The 21,365-nt window shown below is 46.0% G+C and carries 18 protein-coding genes; 2 read left to right on the top strand and 16 right to left on the bottom strand.

Annotated features, from left to right (window positions below; all coding sequences use genetic code 11):
- Window positions 1-106 precede the first annotated feature (106 nt).
- A complete protein-coding gene (argS, locus tag K6T91_00445) occupies window positions 107-1,771 on the top strand; it encodes an arginine--tRNA ligase (protein MCL6471269.1) in 1,665 nt (554 codons plus the stop codon).
- A 201-nt stretch (window positions 1,772-1,972) separates the two neighbouring features.
- Window positions 1,973-2,398, top strand: coding sequence for a BlaI/MecI/CopY family transcriptional regulator (locus K6T91_00450; GenBank protein MCL6471270.1), 426 nt, complete (start codon window positions 1,973-1,975; stop codon window positions 2,396-2,398).
- Between the two features lie 103 nt (window positions 2,399-2,501).
- Here the strand turns inward: K6T91_00450 and rlmH are convergent, their stop codons facing one another.
- The 16 genes from rlmH to K6T91_00530 all read right to left on the bottom strand — a co-directional run bounded on the left by rlmH (window position 2,502) and on the right by K6T91_00530 (window position 21,335).
- Window positions 2,502-2,975, bottom strand: coding sequence for a 23S rRNA (pseudouridine(1915)-N(3))-methyltransferase RlmH (rlmH, locus tag K6T91_00455; GenBank protein ID MCL6471271.1), 474 nt, complete (start codon window positions 2,973-2,975; stop codon window positions 2,502-2,504).
- A gap of 10 nt (window positions 2,976-2,985) precedes the next feature.
- Window positions 2,986-4,197 (bottom strand): trypsin-like peptidase domain-containing protein, encoded by a 1,212-nt coding sequence (locus tag K6T91_00460; protein ID MCL6471272.1) that lies wholly within the window; start codon window positions 4,195-4,197, stop codon window positions 2,986-2,988.
- Window positions 4,198-4,376: 179 nt separating this feature from the next.
- Window positions 4,377-5,021: an RNA polymerase sporulation sigma factor SigH gene (gene sigH / locus K6T91_00465; GenBank protein ID MCL6471273.1), complete on the bottom strand. Its 645-nt coding sequence runs from the start codon at window positions 5,019-5,021 to the stop codon at window positions 4,377-4,379.
- Between the two features lie 188 nt (window positions 5,022-5,209).
- Window positions 5,210-5,716, bottom strand: coding sequence for an NYN domain-containing protein (locus tag K6T91_00470; protein MCL6471274.1), 507 nt, complete (start codon window positions 5,714-5,716; stop codon window positions 5,210-5,212).
- A gap of 70 nt (window positions 5,717-5,786) precedes the next feature.
- Window positions 5,787-6,524 carry a 23S rRNA (guanosine(2251)-2'-O)-methyltransferase RlmB gene (gene rlmB / locus K6T91_00475; protein MCL6471275.1) on the bottom strand — a complete coding sequence of 246 codons (738 nt, stop codon included), beginning with the start codon at window positions 6,522-6,524 and terminating at the stop codon, window positions 5,787-5,789.
- 92 nt (window positions 6,525-6,616) lie between these two features.
- Window positions 6,617-8,125, bottom strand: a complete 1,509-nt coding sequence (cysS, locus tag K6T91_00480) for a cysteine--tRNA ligase (protein MCL6471276.1) — start codon at window positions 8,123-8,125, stop codon at window positions 6,617-6,619.
- Window positions 8,126-8,142: 17 nt separating this feature from the next.
- The gene (gene gltX / locus K6T91_00485) at window positions 8,143-9,606 is read right to left on the bottom strand and encodes a glutamate--tRNA ligase (GenBank protein ID MCL6471277.1); all 1,464 of its coding nucleotides are present in this window, start codon (window positions 9,604-9,606) and stop codon (window positions 8,143-8,145) included.
- A gap of 160 nt (window positions 9,607-9,766) precedes the next feature.
- The gene (gene ispF / locus K6T91_00490; GenBank protein ID MCL6471278.1) at window positions 9,767-10,240 is read right to left on the bottom strand and encodes a 2-C-methyl-D-erythritol 2,4-cyclodiphosphate synthase; all 474 of its coding nucleotides are present in this window, start codon (window positions 10,238-10,240) and stop codon (window positions 9,767-9,769) included.
- A complete protein-coding gene (ispD, locus tag K6T91_00495) occupies window positions 10,237-10,974 on the bottom strand; it encodes a 2-C-methyl-D-erythritol 4-phosphate cytidylyltransferase (protein ID MCL6471279.1) in 738 nt (245 codons plus the stop codon). Before ispD ends, ispF begins: the two co-directional genes overlap by 4 nt.
- A gap of 8 nt (window positions 10,975-10,982) precedes the next feature.
- Window positions 10,983-12,065: a PIN/TRAM domain-containing protein gene (locus K6T91_00500; protein ID MCL6471280.1), complete on the bottom strand. Its 1,083-nt coding sequence runs from the start codon at window positions 12,063-12,065 to the stop codon at window positions 10,983-10,985.
- Window positions 12,066-12,367: 302 nt separating this feature from the next.
- Window positions 12,368-13,441: a DNA integrity scanning diadenylate cyclase DisA gene (disA, locus tag K6T91_00505; protein MCL6471281.1), complete on the bottom strand. Its 1,074-nt coding sequence runs from the start codon at window positions 13,439-13,441 to the stop codon at window positions 12,368-12,370.
- A gap of 202 nt (window positions 13,442-13,643) precedes the next feature.
- On the bottom strand, window positions 13,644-14,999 hold the full coding sequence (gene radA / locus K6T91_00510; GenBank protein MCL6471282.1) for a DNA repair protein RadA: 1,356 nt from the start codon (window positions 14,997-14,999) through the stop codon (window positions 13,644-13,646).
- A 2-nt stretch (window positions 15,000-15,001) separates the two neighbouring features.
- The gene (locus tag K6T91_00515) at window positions 15,002-17,470 is read right to left on the bottom strand and encodes an ATP-dependent Clp protease ATP-binding subunit (GenBank protein ID MCL6471283.1); all 2,469 of its coding nucleotides are present in this window, start codon (window positions 17,468-17,470) and stop codon (window positions 15,002-15,004) included.
- Window positions 17,471-17,884: 414 nt separating this feature from the next.
- The gene (gene lysS / locus K6T91_00520) at window positions 17,885-19,396 is read right to left on the bottom strand and encodes a lysine--tRNA ligase (protein ID MCL6471284.1); all 1,512 of its coding nucleotides are present in this window, start codon (window positions 19,394-19,396) and stop codon (window positions 17,885-17,887) included.
- Entirely contained in the window at window positions 19,396-19,908 is a 513-nt protein-coding gene (gene greA, locus K6T91_00525) for a transcription elongation factor GreA (protein MCL6471285.1), read from the bottom strand. The genes lysS and greA overlap by 1 nt, the downstream gene beginning before the upstream one ends.
- Before the next feature lie 347 nt (window positions 19,909-20,255).
- A complete protein-coding gene (locus K6T91_00530; protein MCL6471286.1) occupies window positions 20,256-21,335 on the bottom strand; it encodes a shikimate dehydrogenase in 1,080 nt (359 codons plus the stop codon).
- Window positions 21,336-21,365: the final 30 nt, after the last annotated feature.

The raw sequence follows: 21,365 nt of genomic DNA on the forward strand, positions 1-21,365 counted from the left end.
CGCCTCACCCTCTGGTGTGATTTGCCAGTTTACCTATTCACCTATTCATAATAAAACCTGCTATAATTTATATATTTGCAAATATGATTGGGGTAACCATCTATATATGATGATACAAGATATACTGGCCGGCTTAATCGAAGATGCACTCAAGAGAGCACGTGACGAGCAAAAGCTCCCCATAGAGGATATTCCAAAAGTTACATTAGAGCACCCAAGAGAAAAAGAGCATGGCGATTGGGCGACAAATATTGCCCTCGTTCTTGCCAGTAAAGTCAAGATGCCGCCGCGTGCCGTTGCGCAGGCAATCGTTAATTTGTTAGGCGACAGCAAGCGGTATATTGATAAGGTAGAAATCGCAGGTCCCGGCTTTATCAATTTTTACCTCAGCAACGAGTGGCTATATACTGTATTGGCTATGATCAAAGAACAGGGCGAAAAATTCGGATATTCAACTGTGGGCGCAGGGCAAAAAATCCAAATTGAGTTTGTAAGCGCCAATCCGGTCGGCCCTATGCATATCGGCCATGGTAGATGGGCCGCAGTCGGCGATACCCTAGCAAACGTTCTGCAGGCCAACGGCTACAGTGTTGAGCGCGAGTTCTACATTAACGATTACGGCAACCAGATGAATATCTTTGCAAAATCTGTTGCCGCAAGATATGCAGAACTTCTTGGCCAGGACGTCCCCTTCCCCGAGGATGGATACAGAGGAGAGTATATTAAAGATATCGCGCGTGAAATCATTGCCGAAGAAAATGATAAGTATCTAGGCATCCCCGAAAAAGAACGTGAGGAGATATTTAAAGAACGGGCATATCGGCAGGTTTTGGAACATATCAAAAAAACGCTTGAACAAATGGGAGTGGTGTTTGATAGCTGGTTTAGCGAGCGTACACTTCATGAGTCTTCAGAGGTCGAAAAGACCATTGAGGAACTTAGGGAGCGCGGGTATGTCTACGAATCCGAAGGTGCTGTTTGGTTTAAGGCTTCTGCCTTCGGAGAGGAGAAAGACCGAGTCTTAATACGTGCAAACGGCGAGCCCACATACTTTGCCGCAGACATCGCATATCACAAAAGCAAACTGAACAGGGGCTTTGACAAGATAATAAATATTTGGGGCGCCGACCACCACGGCTATGTCGGCCGCATGAAGGCCGCAATCCAAGCCCTGGGATATCCGGCAGATAAAATGGAGGTAATAATTGGCCAGCTTGTAAATCTCCTGCGTGCAGGAGAGCCGGTCAGGATGTCTAAAAGAACCGGCGAGATGGTCACCCTTGATGAGCTCTTAGAAGAGGTTGGTAGCGATGCCGTGCGTTTCTTTTTCCTTATGCGAAGCACTGATAGCCCAGTGGATTTTGATATCGAACTTGCCAAGCAGGAGTCGAACGAAAACCCTGTCTACTATGTACAGTATGCGCACGCAAGAATATCAAGTATAATAAGGTATGCCGAGGCTGAAGGTGTTATCCCCACCGGTAAAATAAATTACCAGCGGCTTGAGACCGAGCCTGAACTAGACCTTATAAAAAAGCTGGCCGAATGGCCCGAAATACTTGAATGGGCTGCCCGGCAGAGAGCTCCTCATCCACTGACAGCTTATGCTCAGGAGCTTGCCGCAACGTTCCATTACTTCTATACTAAATGTCGGGTAGTTAGTGAAGACGAAGAGCTATCGGCCGCTAGGATGGCGTTGTCTGAAGCAACAAGAACCGTCCTGCGAAGCGTTCTGCGCATGCTCGGTGTTTCAGCTCCTGATAGAATGTAATTCAAAAGGCTTAATTTAAGCCTTTTGGGTGAGTTGACATAAACCTGATGGCAAGCAAACATTAAACAAGTAGGTTTAAATATTAAGTACTTTAGTGACTATTACTCTTAAAGGTACTAAACAATGGTAAAGACTATTGCTGCCTCGTCAGCAATAGCATATAAGCAATAAAGATAAAAGCAAGCAACTAGGAGGTATTATATGGCAAAGAAGACAACACGAGTTAGAAAAAATCGAGTTGGTGTTGGTTCAGGCTTAGGTGAGCTTGAAGCAGATATAATGAGCGTTGTGTGGAAACTGGGTAGCGCATCGGTTAAGGATGTTTTTGAACAACTCTACCCAGAAAAAAGATTGGCATATACCACGATAATGACCGTGATGAGCCGCCTGGCGAATAAAGGCGTATTAAAGCAAGATAGAAGCGGCACTGCTTACATCTACACGCCAAACATCAGCCGAGAAGACATGGCAAACAATATGATAAGCCATGTCGTCGACAAGGTGTTGGGCGGAAACATTGCACCTGCCGTTGTACACCTGCTGCAGAAAAGCGAAGTTGATGCCAGCGAAATTGAAAGAATCAAGCAAATGGTCGAAGACAGGAACAAAGAGTTGGTAAAAGGCTAGCAACTACTAGACACTCCAAGCCAGCAACGTAGACAAAGCACCCTATCCTTTAGACGGGGTGCTTTATTTTTTCTGGATTCTGCCTCCTGGCTCCCGGATTTTTCTAATAGTGATATGGTTCTCCCCTAATTATCTTAAAAGACCTGTAGAGCTGCTCTAGAATGATAAATCTTGCAATCTGATGCGGGAAGGTCAGCCTTGAGAGTGAGAGGCGAAAATCAGCAGCCTTGATTATTGAGTCATCTAAACCCAAGGCACCGCCAATAACAAATACAATATTGCTTTTACCAGCAATCATCAGCGACTCGACCCTTTTCGCAAGCTCTTCTGAAGATACCTCTATTCCCTGCCGGTCCAAAGCTACGATATACCATGAGTCGGGCTCAGGCATGTATTTTTGCAGTTTTTGAGCCTCTTTTGCTTTAACTTCAGAATTAGGTCTTACGGATACCTTCTCTTCTGCTACCTCTTGTATGTTCACGCTTACATACTTAGATAAGCGTTTTTTATAATCATCTATGCCTTGTTTTAAGTAGTCTTCTTTAATTTTGCCTACGGCAATAATTCGAATCTGCAATAAGCCTCCGCTAGCGATTGGGTTTCTCGATAAGGGTAACCTCAGCTACACCTTCTTTGCCATCCCTAAGGTAAGTCAGCTTAAGAGTATCGCCGACTTTACTTTGCCTGACTTCGGCTATAACCTCATCCATACTCTCGACAGCTTTTCCATTGACAGCAATTATCAGGTCCTTTGCCTTTAACCCCGCTTTGTCGGCCGGGCTTCCCTTTACGACCTCAACAACCACAGCGCCTTTTTTTATCTCCGACCCCTTTGTAACCGCGCCAATATCCGCATTTTGGCCGTAGATACCCATATATGGGTGGCTTGCTTTACCCTTCTCTATCAGCTGCTTGGCTACAGCCACAGCAGTTTCAACCGGTATCGCAAAGCCCACGCCCTCTGTAACACCGCTGCTCGATATGATCAAGGTATTTATTCCTATAATTCTGCCCTGCGAATCACTTAATGCGCCGCCGCTATTTCCAGGATTGATCGGTGCATCGGTTTGGATGAGGTTGGTATAAGTCTTTGTTTCTCCTGCACCCTCATCGGGCATACTAACCGTTCTGTTGAGCGCGCTTATTATTCCTGAGGTTACTGTATGCTCAAAACCAAATGGGCTTCCTATAGCCACGGCAATTTCTCCTACCTGAAGCTTCTTGGTTGAGCCAAACTCAGCGGCCGGCAGGCCCGTCTTATCCACCTTAATCACCGCTATATCAGTTTCGTTATCAGCTGCTACCACCTTCCCTTTCATCTCTTCGGTCCCCACAGTGACAAATATTTCTTTTGCGTCTGCTATAACATGGTTGTTTGTTATGATGTAACCATCCGTGCTAAAAATTACGCCTGAGCCAGCGCCACTTATTACGTCGGGATGAAACGTATCCTTAATCGATTGTTTAACCCTGATATTTACAATGGAGGGCTGCAGCTTTTTTGCGACTGCAGTAACTGGACTGACGCTATCTTTGCTAACCCGGATTACCTCTTTTGTGCTAACTTGATCTTGCCCACTGCTGCGGTAGACCCCAGCCGGAGTGTTACCATATAGATAAGGCACCAAAAATGCTGCGATAAGTCCACCGCAGAGTGCACTAAAGAAAGCAACCAGGACAAGGACCTTAATGCCTGGCGCCATGTAGCTGTCCCAGTTAGAGACAAAACCGGACCTCTTGGTTTGAGCAAAATCTTCCGATTCAAAATTATCATCGCCACGGTTGAATTTATTCTGCACGTACCTATCCTTTCTTCAATTTGTTAAAAGCTATACTTCCAACTAGTAATTATTATTCCCTTGTTTGCATAATAAAACAAATAAACCCGGGCAAATTCCTCAGAAAAATCTTGCGGCAGCTTTAAAATCATAGAACCTATCGCTGAAGAAATAAAAAAGGTTGGGTGGCATAAGGCAGATTAAGACTTTGCTTGGCGCCTTTTGAGATACAGATCGATCTTGCGTTTGACCCTTTGAAGGGCGTTATCGATTGATTTTACATGCCGGTTTAACTCATCGGCAATCTCCTGATATGACTTCCCGTCGATATAGAGTTTAAGAACCCGCGCCTCTAAATCGCTCAATATTTCACCAAAACTGGTCTTAATGCTCTGCATTTCCTCGCCGCTTATGACAAGGTCTATCGGATCAGCGATTTCTGTGCCGGACAGCAAATCCATGAGCATTCGGTTTGACTCATCCTCAAAATATACAGGGCTGTTCAATGAAACATACGAGTTAAGGGGGAGATGTTTTTGGCGTGTTGCAGTTTTTATTGCTGTAATTATCTGCCTGGTAATGCATAGCTCTGCAAAAGCTCTAAAAGAGGACTGTTTATCTTCCTGGTAGTCTCTGATTGCTTTATAAAGTCCAATCATTCCCTCCTGGACCAGGTCATCCCAATCGGCACCGATTAAGAAATAAGCACGCGCTTTCAATCTTACAAAGTTTTTGTATTTATTGAGAAGGAATTCGAGTGCAGCGTCGTTCCCTTTTTTGGCCGTAGCCACCAGCTGGCCATCGGTTAAAGTCTGAAAAAACGCGCCCGGAATATAATAAGACAAACCTGTTTGGACCTGCACTACTGCTCTCCTTGATCGATAAGACGCGAATAGACCGCTCCAACAACCCACTGCTGCCAGGGTTAGCCTTTAAAGGCTAAGTGAATGATTGTAATGTAGAAATTATTATAGGCGTCATATAATCGTACGTCAAGAACATGGAAGCTAAGCAACCAATTATTTAGGAAAAACTATTCCTTGATGCCTATGATCCTCTCAAGCGCGGTTCTAAGGGCGTTATCGAGTCTTTCTTCGAGTCGGAACTTCCCGCCCTTCTTGGAAAGCGACTTGATTTCTTTTTCGGTCGACTCAAGTTCGAGCAAAAGCTCACGGGAACTTTTGCGTAAAACTCCCGGTTTAAATATCACCTTTTGTTCAGTATAATCGGAGGTCGCAACTACAATATCTCCTTCGTGGTCACCCTGATGTACCAGTTGCTCGATCATCCTGTCCGCCGTCTCCCCTGTTCTGGTAAACCAGACATCGATGCCGAGTATTTCTGCGTGCTGTCGGCTTGCCGCACCGGTCTTGGCCGCATCAAAGACAAGGATGACTTTATAGTCCCCCTGTGTCTGCAAGGTAGCGAGGTCTTCTATTAGCTTAATGCGAGCAAGCTCAAGGTCACTCTCCCGCCACTTTTTGTATCTCTCCGTTGTGTATATTAAGTTATATCCGTCTACGATTAATAGCTTTTTCATAAGTGAGCTCTTTCAGCGCTGAAGTTAAATATTTCTTCCTGCAGCCTCGTAACACTGGCAAATTGTAGCACTAATCTCCCATTTCCCTCTGCCTTAATGCTTCATACATTAAAAGCGCACCAGCTACGCTTACATTTAGCGAGGATACATGCCCCTTCATAGGTATTGCAACTAAAAGATCGCATTTCTCGGCAATAAGACGTGAGAGGCCCTTTCCTTCGCTTCCTAAAACGATAGCGATCGGCATATTAAGGTCGGCTTTAAAGTAGACCTGAACGGCCTTCTCGCTTGCGCCAATAACCCAAAAACCCTCCTCCTTTAAATCGTCTATTGTATAAGCAAGGTTACTGACTTGGGCTATTTTTACATAAGCAGTCGCACCGGCAGATGCTTTGTGCACCGTAGCCGTCACAGGAGCTACCCGTCTCTTGGTTACAATTATTCCAGCTATCCCCGCTGCATCAGCGCTTCTTATAATCGCGCCAAAGTTCTGCGGGTCAGTAACACCATCTAGAAGCAAAATAACTGGTTTTTTAGCCATATCAATACCCTTGAGAAACTCCGCAAGAGAGAGATATTTATATGGCTCGACTAAGGCGATAACTCCCTGATGCGACCTTGATCGGGACAGTTCATCCAAATGCTGTCTATCCACCCTCTCAATAGAAACGCCCTGTTTATTTGCCAGGGCTTCTATTTTGCTTAGTATATCTGATGGTTTTACGTTTTGAGCGATATATATTTTATTTATATGCTTGCGGCTCTTGAGTAGCTCGTAAACTGCCTGCCGCCCCTCTACGGTTTCCAAATTTACCACCCAATAACTGGTCTAGAGATTAATGCACCGCCCCATTTCTTGCAATGGCGGTCCCTAGAACTTTGGATAATAGTTCCTGGACCTTACTTAAGCTTCCACCTTGAACCAAGCGGAGTATCCTCTATCTCGATTCCCAACTCGCTAAGAGCACTCCTTATTCTATCTGCAATTGCCCATTCCTTATTTTTTCGAGCCTGGTTTCTGCGAGCAAGGATATTATCGATCAACTCAGATTTGCCTTTTTTGTCAATACCAGTTTCTAAGACTTCAGATGCAAGCTCGTATATAGCATCTGGAAGTTTACTTTCAATTTCTTCCGCCTCCGGCAGTGCAAGATTAAGACCCACTGCACCTGCAAGTTCCAGAAGCATCTCATCTGCCTTAGAAAGCGTATCCTTAGCAAGTATAGTCATCTCTTGCTCAGTCGCTTCGATAAATGTGTTAATTTCTTTTACCAACTCAAACAAAGATGCCAGAGCCGCCGCACTGTTGAAATCGTCGTTCATTGATTCAACGAACTTTGCTTTTGCGCTCTGAATTGCATGTTGCAGGCGGCCAGTTTCTTCGATCTGCTCGGGAATTCTTGTTACCGTCGGCGATTCCATGGCGCTTTCTATCCTTCTTCGAACGTTTAAAAACCTCTCGTACGCAGCCTCGGCCTCCCTAAGTTTTTCTGAGCCAAAGTCAATTGGGCTTCTGTAATGCGTTCCCAGTGCGAGCAGACGCAAGACATTCGGATTATGCTCTTTGAGAAGATCTCGCACTAATATAATATTGCCCAGCGACTTTGCCATTTTCTCCTCACCGATGTTGACCATCCCCCCGTGCATCCAGTACCGGACGAACTGCTCTCCAGTATAGCCCTCTGTCTGCGCAAGCTCGTTCTCATGGTGGGGAAAGATAAGGTCTTGGCCTCCTCCGTGGATATCAAAGCCGACACCAAGGTATTTTAGAGACATGGCAGTGCATTCAATATGCCATCCAGGTCTTCCCTTGCCCCATGGACTATCCCACGACGGCTCGTCTGGTTTTGCCGATTTCCACAATGCAAAATCCATAGGGTGATGCTTTCTCGGGTCGATCTCGACACGCTCTCCTGCTCTCATCTCCTCCAGAGTGCGGTGTGCAAGTTTCCCATAACCGGGAAATTTGGTGACCTCAAAGTAAACGTCGCCATCGACCTCATAAGCAAGTCCCTTTTTTATCAACCCCTCGATGATTTCAATCATCTCATTTATGTGTTCCGTCGCTTTAGGTACTATGGTAGGTCTTGCAAGCCCCATCTCGTCAGTATCTTCAGTAAAGGCAATAGAATACCGCTCGGCTATTTCTTGAGCCGAAACGCCCTCTTCTTTAGCTTTATTGATAATCTTGTCATCGACATCGGTCAGGTTGCGAACGTATGTAACTTCGTATCCTAAATACTTCAAGTACCGGTAGATAATGTCGAAAGATAAGTAAGTACGTCCATTTCCTATGTGGATATAGTTATAAACGGTTGGGCCGCATACATACATGGCAACTTTGCCTTCATCCCGCGGAACGAATTCTTCTTTTTCTCTGCTCATCGTGTTGTAAATTTTTAAGGACATCTCTAGTACACCACCAATTAACTAGCCTCTTTTAACGCCTTCTCCACTCTTGCTATTGCTTCGTCCTTATCAAGGATTTTTAAGACGTAGGGCAGCTCCGGGCCTCTTAAACTTCCTGTAAGCGCAACGCGGATTGGCATAAAAAGGTCCTTTCCGGCTATGCCACGCGGCTTAAATGCCTCGCGCAATCCATTTACCAGCGCGCGGCCGCTTTCAAAATCCAATTGTTCTTGGCTTTTCAGCTGGTCGAGAAGTACGGCAAGAACTTCGGAGGCCTGAGGTTTTTTAAGCCACTCGGCGGCTTCGGGCTCTATCTTAAATTCGCTTAAGAATATTTTAGCATATGCCGGTATCTCAGACAGCACAACGAGATTTCCGCGCACCGCCTCTACTATCTTCATCAAGTGTTCAAACTCGTCCCGGGATAGCTCACCATCTGGTACCAACCCCGCATCCCTTAGATATGGAACGCAGAGGTTGGTGAGTCTTTCTAGATCTGCCAACCTTATATGCTGGCCGTTTAGCCAGTTAAGTTTATCAATATCAAATATTGCCGGGCTTTTAGATATCCGCTCGATTGCAAAAGCCCGTGCAAGCTCGTCAAGCAAAAACACCTCGCGCGTATCCTCAGGTGCCCAGCTAAGAAGTGCAAGGTAGTTGTTTATTGCCTCAGGAAGATATCCTTTTGATCGATAATCGCTAACAGCTGTTGCGCCATGACGCTTGCTGAGTTTTCCTCCATCGGGACCAAGGATCATGGCGTTGTGGGCAAATTTTGGGACAGTATAGCCAAGCGCTTTAAATAAAGGGACGTGCCTTGCTGTGTTGGTTATATGATCCTCGCCCCTTATGACATGGGTGATCCCCATCTCGCCGTCATCAACTACGACCGCTAAATGAAATGACGGTGTGCCATCGGAGCGTAGAATAATAAAGTCACCAATAACGCTGCTTGAAAACTCAATCTCACCCCGAACCAGGTCCTGAACGATAATTTTTTCATCGGGCACGCGAAAACGTATAGCCGGCTTTCTACCCTGCGCGATGCACTCAGATTCCTGCTCCGCAGTCAAATTGCGGCAGGTTCCCTCGTATATTGGCATAAGGCCCATAGCAAGCCTTTTCTTTCTTCTCTCCTCCAACTCCTCTGGGGTGCAGTAACAGCGGTAAGCCTGGCCAGAGTGCAGAAGCTCGTTGACCCGCATTTGATACAAATCAAACCTCTCGCTCTGTCTATAAGGACCAAAATTGCCGCCAACGTCTGGGCCTTCATCCCAGTTAAGGCCCATCCAGGCCAGGTCTTCTAAGATAGAGCCCTCAAATTCGATCGTTGAGCGGCTTCGATCGGTATCTTCGATTCTAACGATAAACGTACCCTGCTCCTTTCTGGCATAAAGCCAATTTAAAAGAGCAGTCCGAGCCGTCCCAATGTGCAAATGCCCGGTTGGACTTGGTGCAAAACGCACGCGTACTTTACCCATGATTCCCTCGCTAGCCAATACTTTGCTGCTTATCGATCTAATAACTAATAGCTAATAACCGCCTCACTATATATAATCTCACTATATATAATAAACTATTAGCTATCAGCGCTTAGGCTACCGGTTTTTTTCTTTATCTTGAAGCCGGTAGCTGATAGCCTTATATCTCCTCGACTAAAACAACAGCCTGGGCTGCTACACCCTCACCTCTTCCCGTATAGCCAAGACCCTCTGTCGTTGTTGCCTTAATACTTATTCTTGAGATATCAATGCCGCAGACACCAGCAACCGATTCCCTCATCTGCTGCCTAAAAGGAGCTATCTTGGGATTTTCAAGAACTACGATTGAGTCGATATTAAACACGCGATACCCTTTATCCTTCAAGATACTAACAGTATCTTCCAACAGTTTAAGGCTGGAGATATCTTTAAACTTCATATCGGTGTCGGGAAAATAATACCCGAGGTCGCCCGCGGCAACTGCGCCTAACATCGCATCGATTATTGCATGCGTCAGCACATCGGCATCAGAGTGGCCTTCAAGACCGACATCCGATGGGATAGATACTCCCCCAAGTATTAGGGAGCGGCCTGCGGCAAACCGATGTACGTCAAAACCTATTCCTATTCTCATTCTTTCCACTTTCCAGTAACCTTTTGCCGATTTTCGATTCCAGGAGCCAAAACCCTGCTCTTAAGTATTGCTTCTGCAATTATTAAATCAGCCGGCGTAGTAATTTTAATATTCTCTTCTGAGCCCAAAACTACCTTTACCCTACCGCCAATCCTCTCCACCAAAACCGAGTCATCGGTCCCGTAAAATCCCTCGCTTTTAGCCTTCTCATGCGCGCACAACAGCGTTTCGAAATGAAACGCCTGCGGTGTTTGTATCTGCCAGGTTTGCATCCTATCAAGCGTCTCAACGATAAAGTCGTCTTTAACAAGTTTTATGGTGTCTTTAGCAGGAATGCCGGCAATGGCACCATCGCAATCGACAAGGCCTCCTGCAACGCGATTGATCAGATCGGGGTCGACAAGGGGCCTTGCCCCATCATGTACCATCACCACATCAACACCTTTAATGTCTCCGGCAGTTACGAGACCTTGATAAACTGAGTCCTGGCGCTCTTTTCCGCCAACTACCACTTTGGATACCTTAGATGCATTATATTTGTCTACAACTGAGCGACACTTATCAAGATTCTCTTCGGTTGTTATTACTATTACCTCATCAACCGAAACGGCTTGCTCAAAGGATATAAGCGTGTGCGCCAGCACAGGTTTATCTAAGAGGGGCAAGAACTGCTTGCCCCTCTTATTGCCCATACGTTTGCCTTTACCGGCGGCAACTATCAAAGCCAAGTTCATGCCTAATTTTATCCCTTGCTGTACTCTTGATCTTTCATGCGGCCAAAAATCATCCGGCCGGCCGGCGTTTGAAGTACGCTGGTCACCAAAATCTCAACTTCTTCGCCAACGTGGATCCTCCCGCCATCGACAACTACCATCGTGCCGTCGTCGAGATAACCCACGCCCTGTCCAGATTCCTTGCCCTCTCGAATAAGACCGACAAACATCTCCTCTCCCGGTAATACAACCGGTTTTAGTGAATTTGCCAGCTCATTTAGGTTTAAAACTTGAACCCCCTGGAGTTCAGCCACTTTATTCAGGTTATAATCATTGGTCAATATCGAGGATTTTGTTTCGGCTGCAAGCCGAACAAGCTTCGCGTCGACATCCGCAAGATCTGGATAATCTCTCTCCAGAATCTCAAGATGCAGCCTCGGCTCGTTCTGGAGGCTTTTAAGTATATCAAGCCCCCTTCGTCCCCTGTTTCGCTTAAGCGAATCTTCCGAATCCGCTATCATCTGAAGTTCCCTTAGCACAAATCTCGGTATTGTGAGGCTTCCCTCGATAAACCCGGTCTTTGCCACATCGGCAATACGCCCATCGATAATAACGCTGGTATCTAGCAACTTTGCTTTTCCCAGGTCAAGTTTACCGGCTTTAGTTTCATGCGTCCTTGGGATTGGTATTGATTGGAAAAATGTTTGCAAATCGTCCCTTTTCTTTAGGGCTATCCTTACACCAAGATAGCCCAGTACCACGAACGCAAACATTGCCACTAAGAATTGCACAATTTTGATCTCAAGATAGCCGAATGGTATCGAAACCAACCAGGCTAAGATAAATCCGATAAGCAATCCAAAAAGCGCGAGCATTAGATCGGCTATCGGTAGCTTGTGTATCCGATTCTCCACCCAATTCAGCGTCGTTAGTAACCGACGGCCAATAACTCCGCCTAAGACGTAACCGATACCGACTCCGATAATAACATATAGAATAATTGCAAAAACTTCATATTTGGAGAACAGGTCCGGTACATAGCCGGCATTTGCCAGCTCGTAGGCTCCAATGGCGCCGGTTACAATGAATACAATACGTATTAATTGTAACACTGCTAACACCCCTATATTTTAGCTCATGTGGATCAGCTTACTGTTTCACCTCCAATCCATTGCTTATTACCTGTACCAACTAGCATTTTAAAGAATAACACAGTTTCTATAATATAAGCTACGAGTATAGAAAATAAGAATTTAGACAGATTTAAATAGCTGGTATATTTTACCATGTAAAATAGCTATTTTGCATAGCCAATAGATCGTCAGCTACCTTGCCTAACTTGGCAACCGTTGGATTAGACGTGAATAGTATTATCTGCAAGAAAAACGGCAGGCTGGAAGCATTAGGGATGTATTTAAATGTACCTCTCAAGTATATTGTACTCTTTCAGCCTCTGCAGGCCATCTTTTATCGCCTTGGCGCGGATCGGTCCAACACCTTCAACCGAGTCTAGTTCCTCAATACTTGCATTCATAATCGACTGTAAATTATGGAACTTGGTAACAATCTTTTCTATGACATCGTTATAAAGCCTCGGTATCTTGCTGAGTAAACGGTATCCTCTAGAGTGAACAGGCTGCTCAAGAAGGTCTACTACTTCTTCGTAGCCAAGAATCTTGGCTATCTCGTTTAAATCAAGTAGTTCTTCCGGTGTCAGGTCTGCTAAAGCCTCGCTAATCTCATTTACCTTCTTTGGATCAACGGCGTAGTCTTTGATAATCATCACCGATTGCTCATCAGCGGTACCGACTAACTCATCAAGCTGCAATCTAATAAGGCGCCCTTCGGTCCCAAGCTCGCTTATGTACCTCTCAACCTCGCGAGATACCCGCCTTACCATCTCAGATCGCTGAAGAACTGTTACCACGTCAAGAAGCGTTGCCAAATCCTCAAACTCAAGCGCGCTTAAGTTGGCAAGGACCTCGTCTAAACGTATCTTATACTTCTCAAGGGTTTGTAGAGCCTGGTTTGCTTTAGCAAGAAGCACCCTGATATCTTGAAGGGCGTATTTAATACCGTCTAGATAAAGAGAGATAATATCCCTTCTCTGAGATATTGAGATTACAAGTGCCTTAGTCTGCCTTGCAACCCTCTCTGCAGTACGGTGCCGCATACCGGTCTCGCTTGTCGGAAGCGTGGGGTCTGGGACTAAGTGAACATTGGCGCGCAGAATGCGGCTTATTGCATCATCCATAATTATTGCGCCATCCATCTTGGCAAGCTCAAACAATCTCTGCGGGGTAAACTCAACCGAAAGTTCAAAGCCACCGTTGCACAGAGACTGTACTTCTTCGTAATCGCCTATAACAATCAGTGCCCCGGTGCGCGCGCTTAAGATGTGCTCCAGACCTTCTCTGAGTTCGGTGCCAGGAGCAACCTTCTCAAGTGCCCTAACCAATTCTTTTTCTTCACGGCGAGTGAACTGCATTTAAACCCCTACAAAGTTAGATTTTAGTTACATGTAGAGTTATCGTACTCCATAAGCTGAAAAACTATTCCGGTTTAACGGAAGATTTAACTTATAGCCCAATAGATTATGATAACCAATTTTTGATATTAAATCCATCGGCGAAAACTACCTAAGGGTTTATAAGAAAATGGTTCCAGGAAGAAGCAATTGAATTACCTCATTAAACAATATAGTTGAGTGCCCGCTGAACATCCCTAACCTTGATAAGGTCTAGTTTTGATCTACTCTTTGATCTAATCTCCTGATCGGGAATAATCGCATGGGTAAACCCCAGCTTTTCTACTTCTTTTAGCCTCTGTTCAAGCTGGCTTACAAACCTCACTTCACCGACTAAGCCTACTTCCCCAATGACCACTAGATTTTTTGGAATAGCAACGTCTTTATGTGCAGATGCTACGGCCAAAATGATTCCAAGGTCTGCCGCGGGTTCATTTACTTTAACACCACCTACCGCATTTACATAGATATCCTCCTGCCCTAAATGAAACCCCAATCTCCTATCAAGGACAGCAACTAGAAGCGAAAGCCTGTTGTAATCAAGCCCCGTAGCCATCCTCCGCGGCATGGATAGATATGAAGGTGCTACAAGGGCCTGCAGCTCAACAAGAAGCGGCCTTGTCCCCTCCATAGTTGCTATTACCACCGAGCCGGATGAATCCTCCGGTCTTTGGTTTAAAAAGAGCTCAGATGGGTTCGCTACTTCGATTAGCCCGGCATCGGTCATCTCAAAAATGCCAATCTCGTTGGTCGAGCCATAGCGGTTCTTAACCGCCCGCACAATCCTGAAAGACTGGTAATTGTCGCCTTCGAAGTAAAGGACGGTGTCTACCATATGCTCGAGCACCCTAGGACCTGCAATCGAGCCTTCTTTAGTAACATGGCCAACGATAAAAGTTGGAAGGTGCGTGCTTTTTGCAATCCGCATTAGATAGTGTGTGCACTCACGCACCTGAGACACACTGCCCGGGGCAGATGGTATATCGGGGTGAAACATAGTTTGGATAGAGTCGATTATAAGGATTGAGGGATCAATAGTTTTAACTTGGTGGTCGATTAATGTAACATCAACCTCGGATAGTAGGTACAAATCTTCCGATAGTGTCCCCAGCCTGCCTGCGCGCAAAGATATCTGGCGCACAGATTCCTCCCCGGAGACGATTAGAACGCGCCCTATCTTGCCCGCCAGCCGGTTTGCCACCTGAAGCAGCAAGGTCGATTTTCCGATACCCGGCTCACCCCCTATCAAGACAAGAGAGCCAGGTACTACCCCTCCGCCAAGAACACGGTCGAATTCAGAAAGGCCTGTCGGAATCCTTGTTTCATTCTCAACGGCAACACTTGTTATCGGCTTTGCCTCATCAGCGGCACTTAATTTTGATTTAGAAAGCAAAATGTCAGGCTCTAAAGGTTCCTCGACCATGGAATTCCATTCTCCACAATCGGGACACCGCCCCATCCATTTCGGGGCGGTGCACCCGCAAACCTGACATCTGACTATGTACTTTGTTTTACTCATATTTATGCTTCACGACCGCCAGTCGAACCGCCAATCTGCGCCGGCTCGAGCCTGCGAAAGTCGATCTTGCCTTCCTTTTCAGTGATGACTATCTTTTCACCTGCTTTAAAGAATCCCGCAAGCAAGCCCTCTGACAGTGGGTCCTCAACTAGCCGCTGAATAGCACGGCGCAGCGGCCTTGCACCCATCGCAGGTTCATACCCTTCCTTAACGAGAACTTCTTTAGCCTCGTCGGTGAGTTCAACTTCAATAGCCTGATCTCTGAGCTGCTTGGCAACCCTTGCAAACAAGAGATCTATAATCTTCTTGATGTCGTCTCTTGTGAGCTCGTGGAAGACGATCACGTCATCTATACGGTTTAAGAACTCGGGACGGAACGTCTTCTTAATCTCGCTCATAACCTTGTTTTTCATATCCTCATAGGAAAGACCTTCCTGGGCTTTTCCAAATCCAAGCGGTGTGCCCTTCTGGATATAGCGGGCACCTAGGTTTGAGGTCATGATGAGAATGGTATTCTTGAAATCAACCGTACGCCCCTGCGCATCAGTTAAGCGACCATCCTCGAGTATCTGCAGCAAGATATTAAAAACGTCTGGATGCGCCTTTTCAATCTCATCAAGCAATATTACAGAGTATGGGCGTCTACGCACCTGCTCGGTAAGCTGCCCACCTTCGTCATAGCCGACATAGCCCGGGGGCGAGCCGACCATCCTAGAGACGGTATGCTTCTCCATATATTCAGACATATCCAGCTGGATAAGCGCAGCTTCATCGCCAAATAGGAACTCAGCAAGCGCTTTAGCAAGCTCGGTCTTGCCAACACCGGAAGGCCCGAGGAAGATAAACGATCCACTGGGTCGCTTCGGGTCTTTAAGACCGGCTCTCGTTCTCCTGATAGCCTTTGAAACTGCTTTAATAGCCTCATCCTGGCTTATAACTCTTTTATGAAGCTCCTCCTCCATCCTAAGAAGCTTTGCAGTTTCCTCTTCGGTTAACCGGAAGACCGGAATACCCGTCCAGGTCGAAACGACTTCCGCTATTTGCTCCTCGGTAACTGTTGCCGATGGTATTTGAGCAAGCGCCTCCCAGGTTGAATCCTTCTTGCTGAGCTCAAACTCAAGATTGCGCTCTTTATCGCGAATGGTTGCCGCTTTTTCAAAATCTTGAACCGCTATTGCAGATTCCTTTTCGCGCCTCAGTGTGCGCAAATCCTCCTCGATCAGAAGGGTCTCTGGAGGAATAACCATCCTCTGCATCCGTACCTTAGATGAAGCCTCATCAATGAGGTCAATAGCCTTATCCGGAAGGAATCTATCCGCAATATAGCGGTCAGATAGCTGCGCCGCAGCTATTAACGCATCGTCGGTAATCATTACTTTATGGTGCTCTTCATAGCGGTCGCGTAGACCTTTAAGGATATCAACAGTCTCTTCGACCGAAGGTTCACCTATTTTCACCGGCTGGAACCTCCGCTCTAGAGCAGCATCTTTCTCCACATGCTTGCGATATTCATCCAGAGTAGTCGCACCTATCGTCTGCAGCTCGCCCCTTGCAAGAGCGGGCTTTAGAATGCTGGCAGCGTCAATCGCACCCTCTGCGGCGCCTGCGCCGACCAGATTATGCATCTCATCAACAAAGAGAATAACGTCTCCGCGTTCGCGGATTTCCTTCATCACCTTTTTAAGACGCTCTTCAAACTCGCCGCGGTATTTTGATCCTGCAACTAGCGCTCCAAGATCAAGGGTGTAGATCTCCTTATTTTTAAGAAGATCTGGTACCTCGTTGTTGGCTATCTTCTGAGCAAGGCCTTCGACAACCGCAGTTTTGCCAACCCCAGGCTCTCCAATAAGAACAGGGTTGTTTTTTGTCCTGCGGCATAGAATCTGCATAACACGCTCGATTTCCTTTTCGCGGCCAATGACAGGATCTAGCTTTTTCTCGTGGGCAAGCCGTGTGAGGTTACGTCCAAACTCATCGAGCAGTGACCCTCCGTAAGTCCGTCCATAAGTGCCCGGCTCACTGCCAGTTTTACCGTAATAGCCGCTCAGCAGCTGAATTACCTGATTTCTCACACGATCGAGGTCTGCACCGAGATTATATAGAACTCTGGCGGCCACTCCCTCGCCTTCTCTAATGAGGCCTAAAAGTATATGCTCGGTGCCGATATAATTGTGACCAAGCTGAAGAGCCTCGCGCAATGAGAGCTCCAGTACTTTTTTCGCCCTTGGGGTGAATGGAATATGGCCAACCGGAGCCGACGTACCCCGGCCAATTATCTCCTCAACCTGCGCACGAACATCATATAGGCTAATACCTAAGCTCTGAAGTGCCCTAGCTGCTACTCCCTCTTCTTCCCTAATCAAGCCCAGGAGAAGGTGCTCTGTTCCTATATAGTTTTGGTTTAGCATGCGCGCTTCTTCTTGTGCAAAGACAACCACTCTGCGCGCCCGTTCTGTGAATCGCTCAAACACAGCTATTCTCCCTTCTCTTAACTCTAGCTTAGCCTTATTGCACCTTCAATACAATATTTGCGCAGCTACTTAACTGTAATATCCCCATATTTATTCGGAGGCAAACAGTTAAGTCTATTTTACCATTATCCGCGCCTTGCGGCGAAAACAACCAAAGCGTCTTCTGTGGGTATAGCAATTGCAAAACTGAGCCTCAGGACCTTACCTGGGGAAACGGTAATCTTCAGGTAATCCAGCCATCAACCTTATTATCGGTATTATTGCCCTAAATCCTTATTAGAAAACAGAAATCAGAAACGGAAGCAAAAAATTAGGCTAAGAAGGGCACAATAATGGTTGAAGATTTGTTGGGACAAAAAAGCGGCCTTTGCCTTTTTATCTCTGATCCCTGCTCTGGTTCCTGATTTCTGGTTTCTAATCCTTGGATTCTGGCCGCATGTGAGGAAAGCTTATAACTTCGCGGATTGAATAATTATCAGTTAGAAGCATGACAAGCCGGTCTATCCCTATGCCAAGCCCACCTGTTGGAGGCATACCGTACTCTAGGGCCCGCACATAGTCCTCATCCACCTGCCTTGGGGCCTCTTCATCACCGTACTCACGCAGCTTAACCTGCGCCTCAAATCGCGCACGCTGGTCGATTGGATCGGTCAGCTCGGAAAAAGCCGTCCCGATCTCAAGCCCTATTATAATCAGTTCAAACCGCTCAGTCACATCCGGATTATCGAGCTTTTTCTTGGCGAGCGGACTAATCTCTGTAGGGTAATCGGTAATAAAAGTAGGCTGCCACAGCTTTCCTTCAACAAGTTTTTCAAAAAGCTCATTAATTATTTTGCCCTGTCCCCAGTGTTCTTCGGGCTCTATACCGTGGTCCCTGGCGATTTTTCGCAGCTCATCAAGGCTTTGATTTAACGAAACCTTAAGCCTTCCGTATTTCTCTATCGATTCGACCATTGTCAGACGCTGCCACTCTCCGGAGAGATCGACAGGTTGATCCTGGTACATAAGTTTTAGCGTGCCAACAGCCTGCTCGGCGGCATATTTGATAAGCGACTCGCACAAATTCATCATATCTGCGTAATCAGCGTAAGCCTGGTATACCTCAAGCATTGTGAATTCGGGATTATGCCTGACCGAGAGACCCTCATTCCTGAAGTTCCTATTTAGCTCATAGACGCGCTCCATATCGCCCACTATTAGCCGCTTTAGATATAGTTCCGGGGCTATGCGCATATAGAGGTCAATATCGAGCGCTTCATGGTGAGTTATAAATGGCCGCGCCGCGGCACCACCAGCAATTGGCTGAAGCATAGGGGTCTCTACTTCAATGAAGCCACGGTTATCAAGCCATTCCCGTATGGCCTTAACTACCTTATTTCGTGTAAGCAAAGTCTGCCTGGCCTGGGGATTTATAATGAAATCAACATAGCGCTGGCGAAACCTGGTCTCTACATCCTTTAAACCATGCCATTTTTCAGGAAGCGGCCGCAAAGACTTTGTAAGCAATGTATAGGATTCTACACTTATCGAAAGCTCGCCCCGCCTGGTTTTGAATATCTTGCCGGTTACACCGATAATATCTCCGATATCATACTCAAGAAAATTACGGTACCCTTCTTCACCAAGCGTGTTTAGCGATAGAAAAAGCTGGATGCTTGCCGTGCGATCCTTTATCACCATAAAACTGGCTTTACCGTGCCTGCGAATGGCCATAATACGACCTGCAACAGTCGTCGACTCACCAGTCTGCTCTCCTGCCTCAATTGAGCCAAATTTGTGGATGATATCCTCGATGAGGTTTGTGCGGTTGAATTTAGATTTAAATGGATTTTCGCCAGAAGCTTTGATTTTTTCTAGCTTCTGGCGCCTTATCTTCATTACTTCACTAATATTTTCAGTAGCCTGGAGCTCGGGCTCTTTTCCCATTATCTTTTGGTTGCGACCTTCTTGCTAATAGGATTCTTGCTAACTTTTAGTATTTTATACTCTAGGAAACCCTCAGGCACGCGAACCTGGACGGTATCGCCTGCCTTCTTGCCCATTATAGCACGACCTACCGGTGATTCGTTAGAAATTTTATGATTCGTTGGGTCGGCTTCAAATGAGCCCACGATTTGATACTCTTCCTCTTCATTGGACTCAATATCAAGTAGGAGAACAAAAGAGCCTATGGCAACATTGCGGGTTTTGCTGCTGCCGTTATCCTCGATAATCTTAGCCATCGAGAGCATGTCATTAATTTGAGCAATCCTGCCTTCAACAAAAGCCTGCTCATTCTTTGCATCATCGTACTCTGAGTTCTCGCTTAAATCCCCAAACTCAATAGATTCTTTAATCCGCTGCGCCACCTCCTTGCGGCGGATTGTTTCTAAATAGCGCAGCTCCTCAAGCAGCTTATTATGACCATCACGCGTAAGAATAATCTCTTTTTCTGGCAAGACCTTTCGCTCCTTTACACGTAAGAGCACTTTTTAGTAGTGCTGGCTTCACGTGAAACTAGCTACGTATTATAAAAAAATGCTCCTTACTTGTCAAAAAATTCCGCCCTTTTTATTTTTGGACAAATGTTTACCCAAAAATAATTTGTAGCTGGATTATAATTAAGGCTTGTAGTGCAGATATACCACGAACAGTACAGATTTAGAAGTAAGAAAAAGCTTTAACTCTAAAATCTTTAGAATATTATCGGCCGATTTCGGCCAATTTATAAGCAAAATTTGTTACTTGCTTACCGGTATGATAAAACCCAGCCTGCGTAGCACTGCAACAGTATTTTGCCGTCCTTTTACCGTCCGGCAACAGCTTTGAGCTTTGCGTTTTCCCGCACCTTATTTATATGGGCATCAGAAAGCTTTTTATCGAAGCTTCTTAGAGCCGCCAGCTTAAAGCCATGCTTTTTAGCCATCTCAGACATCTCGTTTACTTTTTTTATTGATATATCCTTGCCAATGGTATAGCTTTCATATTTTCCCTCAAGAGCCAGCAGCATCGTTTCCGCAATGCAGCCCAGCCCAAGCCCTTTAGGCAGGCCAAGAACATCATAAAGGTCTACATTCCCAGGAATTTTTGTAAGACCCCCATCAATAACTAGAACATCTTTCCTCATCTTTGTAACAGCCTCCGCTACGTCACGAGGACGTGCAACGTCGCAGATGACCGCACCGGGCTTAATATCATTGGGGTTAATGACCGCATCGACCGCACCTGTAACCGTTATAATTACATCGGCAGGTCGAATAGCGGAAAGAGAGCTTGAAATCTTCACTTGCTTGTTCTTGTTCGATATGCGTTCGCCCAGCCTTGCAAGCCTGCCCTGATTCCTACCAATAAGTATTACTTCTTTAAATTGATCGGCTAGGAGCTCGGCAGCCGCACTTCCAATAGACCCAGTAGCACCAACAATAGCCAGGGTTGAAGAATCAAGGTTTATGTCCATCCTCCTTGCAGCCTCTATTGTACCCTCGATAGCAAGAACAACCGTGTAGGTATTACCTGTTGTGACCGGCACGCTGGTCATCTCATCAACCAACCTGCCACCCTCTCCCGGAATTGCGGTAAAGGCTCCCAGCCCTATTATGCCCGCACCCTCTTTCCTGCCCATTTCACAGGCTTTCACTATTTTCTCAATCACATAATCCTGATCTAAATCATAAAATTGGTGCGGAAGAAACGGCACAACAATAAACCATCCGATCGCCTCTTTTCCGGTAACAGACCTAACTCCGGTGATCTCTGAGAAAATAAGGGGTCTGCGTCTTCTCAAAACGCTGGCAACCACCCTTGGCGAGACCTTCTTGGCTATTTTATATTTCTTAGTCACGTGTTCTATATTCATTGGGTGGACTAAAAATCCAAATGTTTCCATGTAAACTCCTTCATTTAAACTTTAAGCTGC

Source organism: Bacillota bacterium, assembly GCA_023511485.1.
GTDB lineage: Bacteria > Actinomycetota > Aquicultoria > Aquicultorales > Aquicultoraceae > CADDYS01.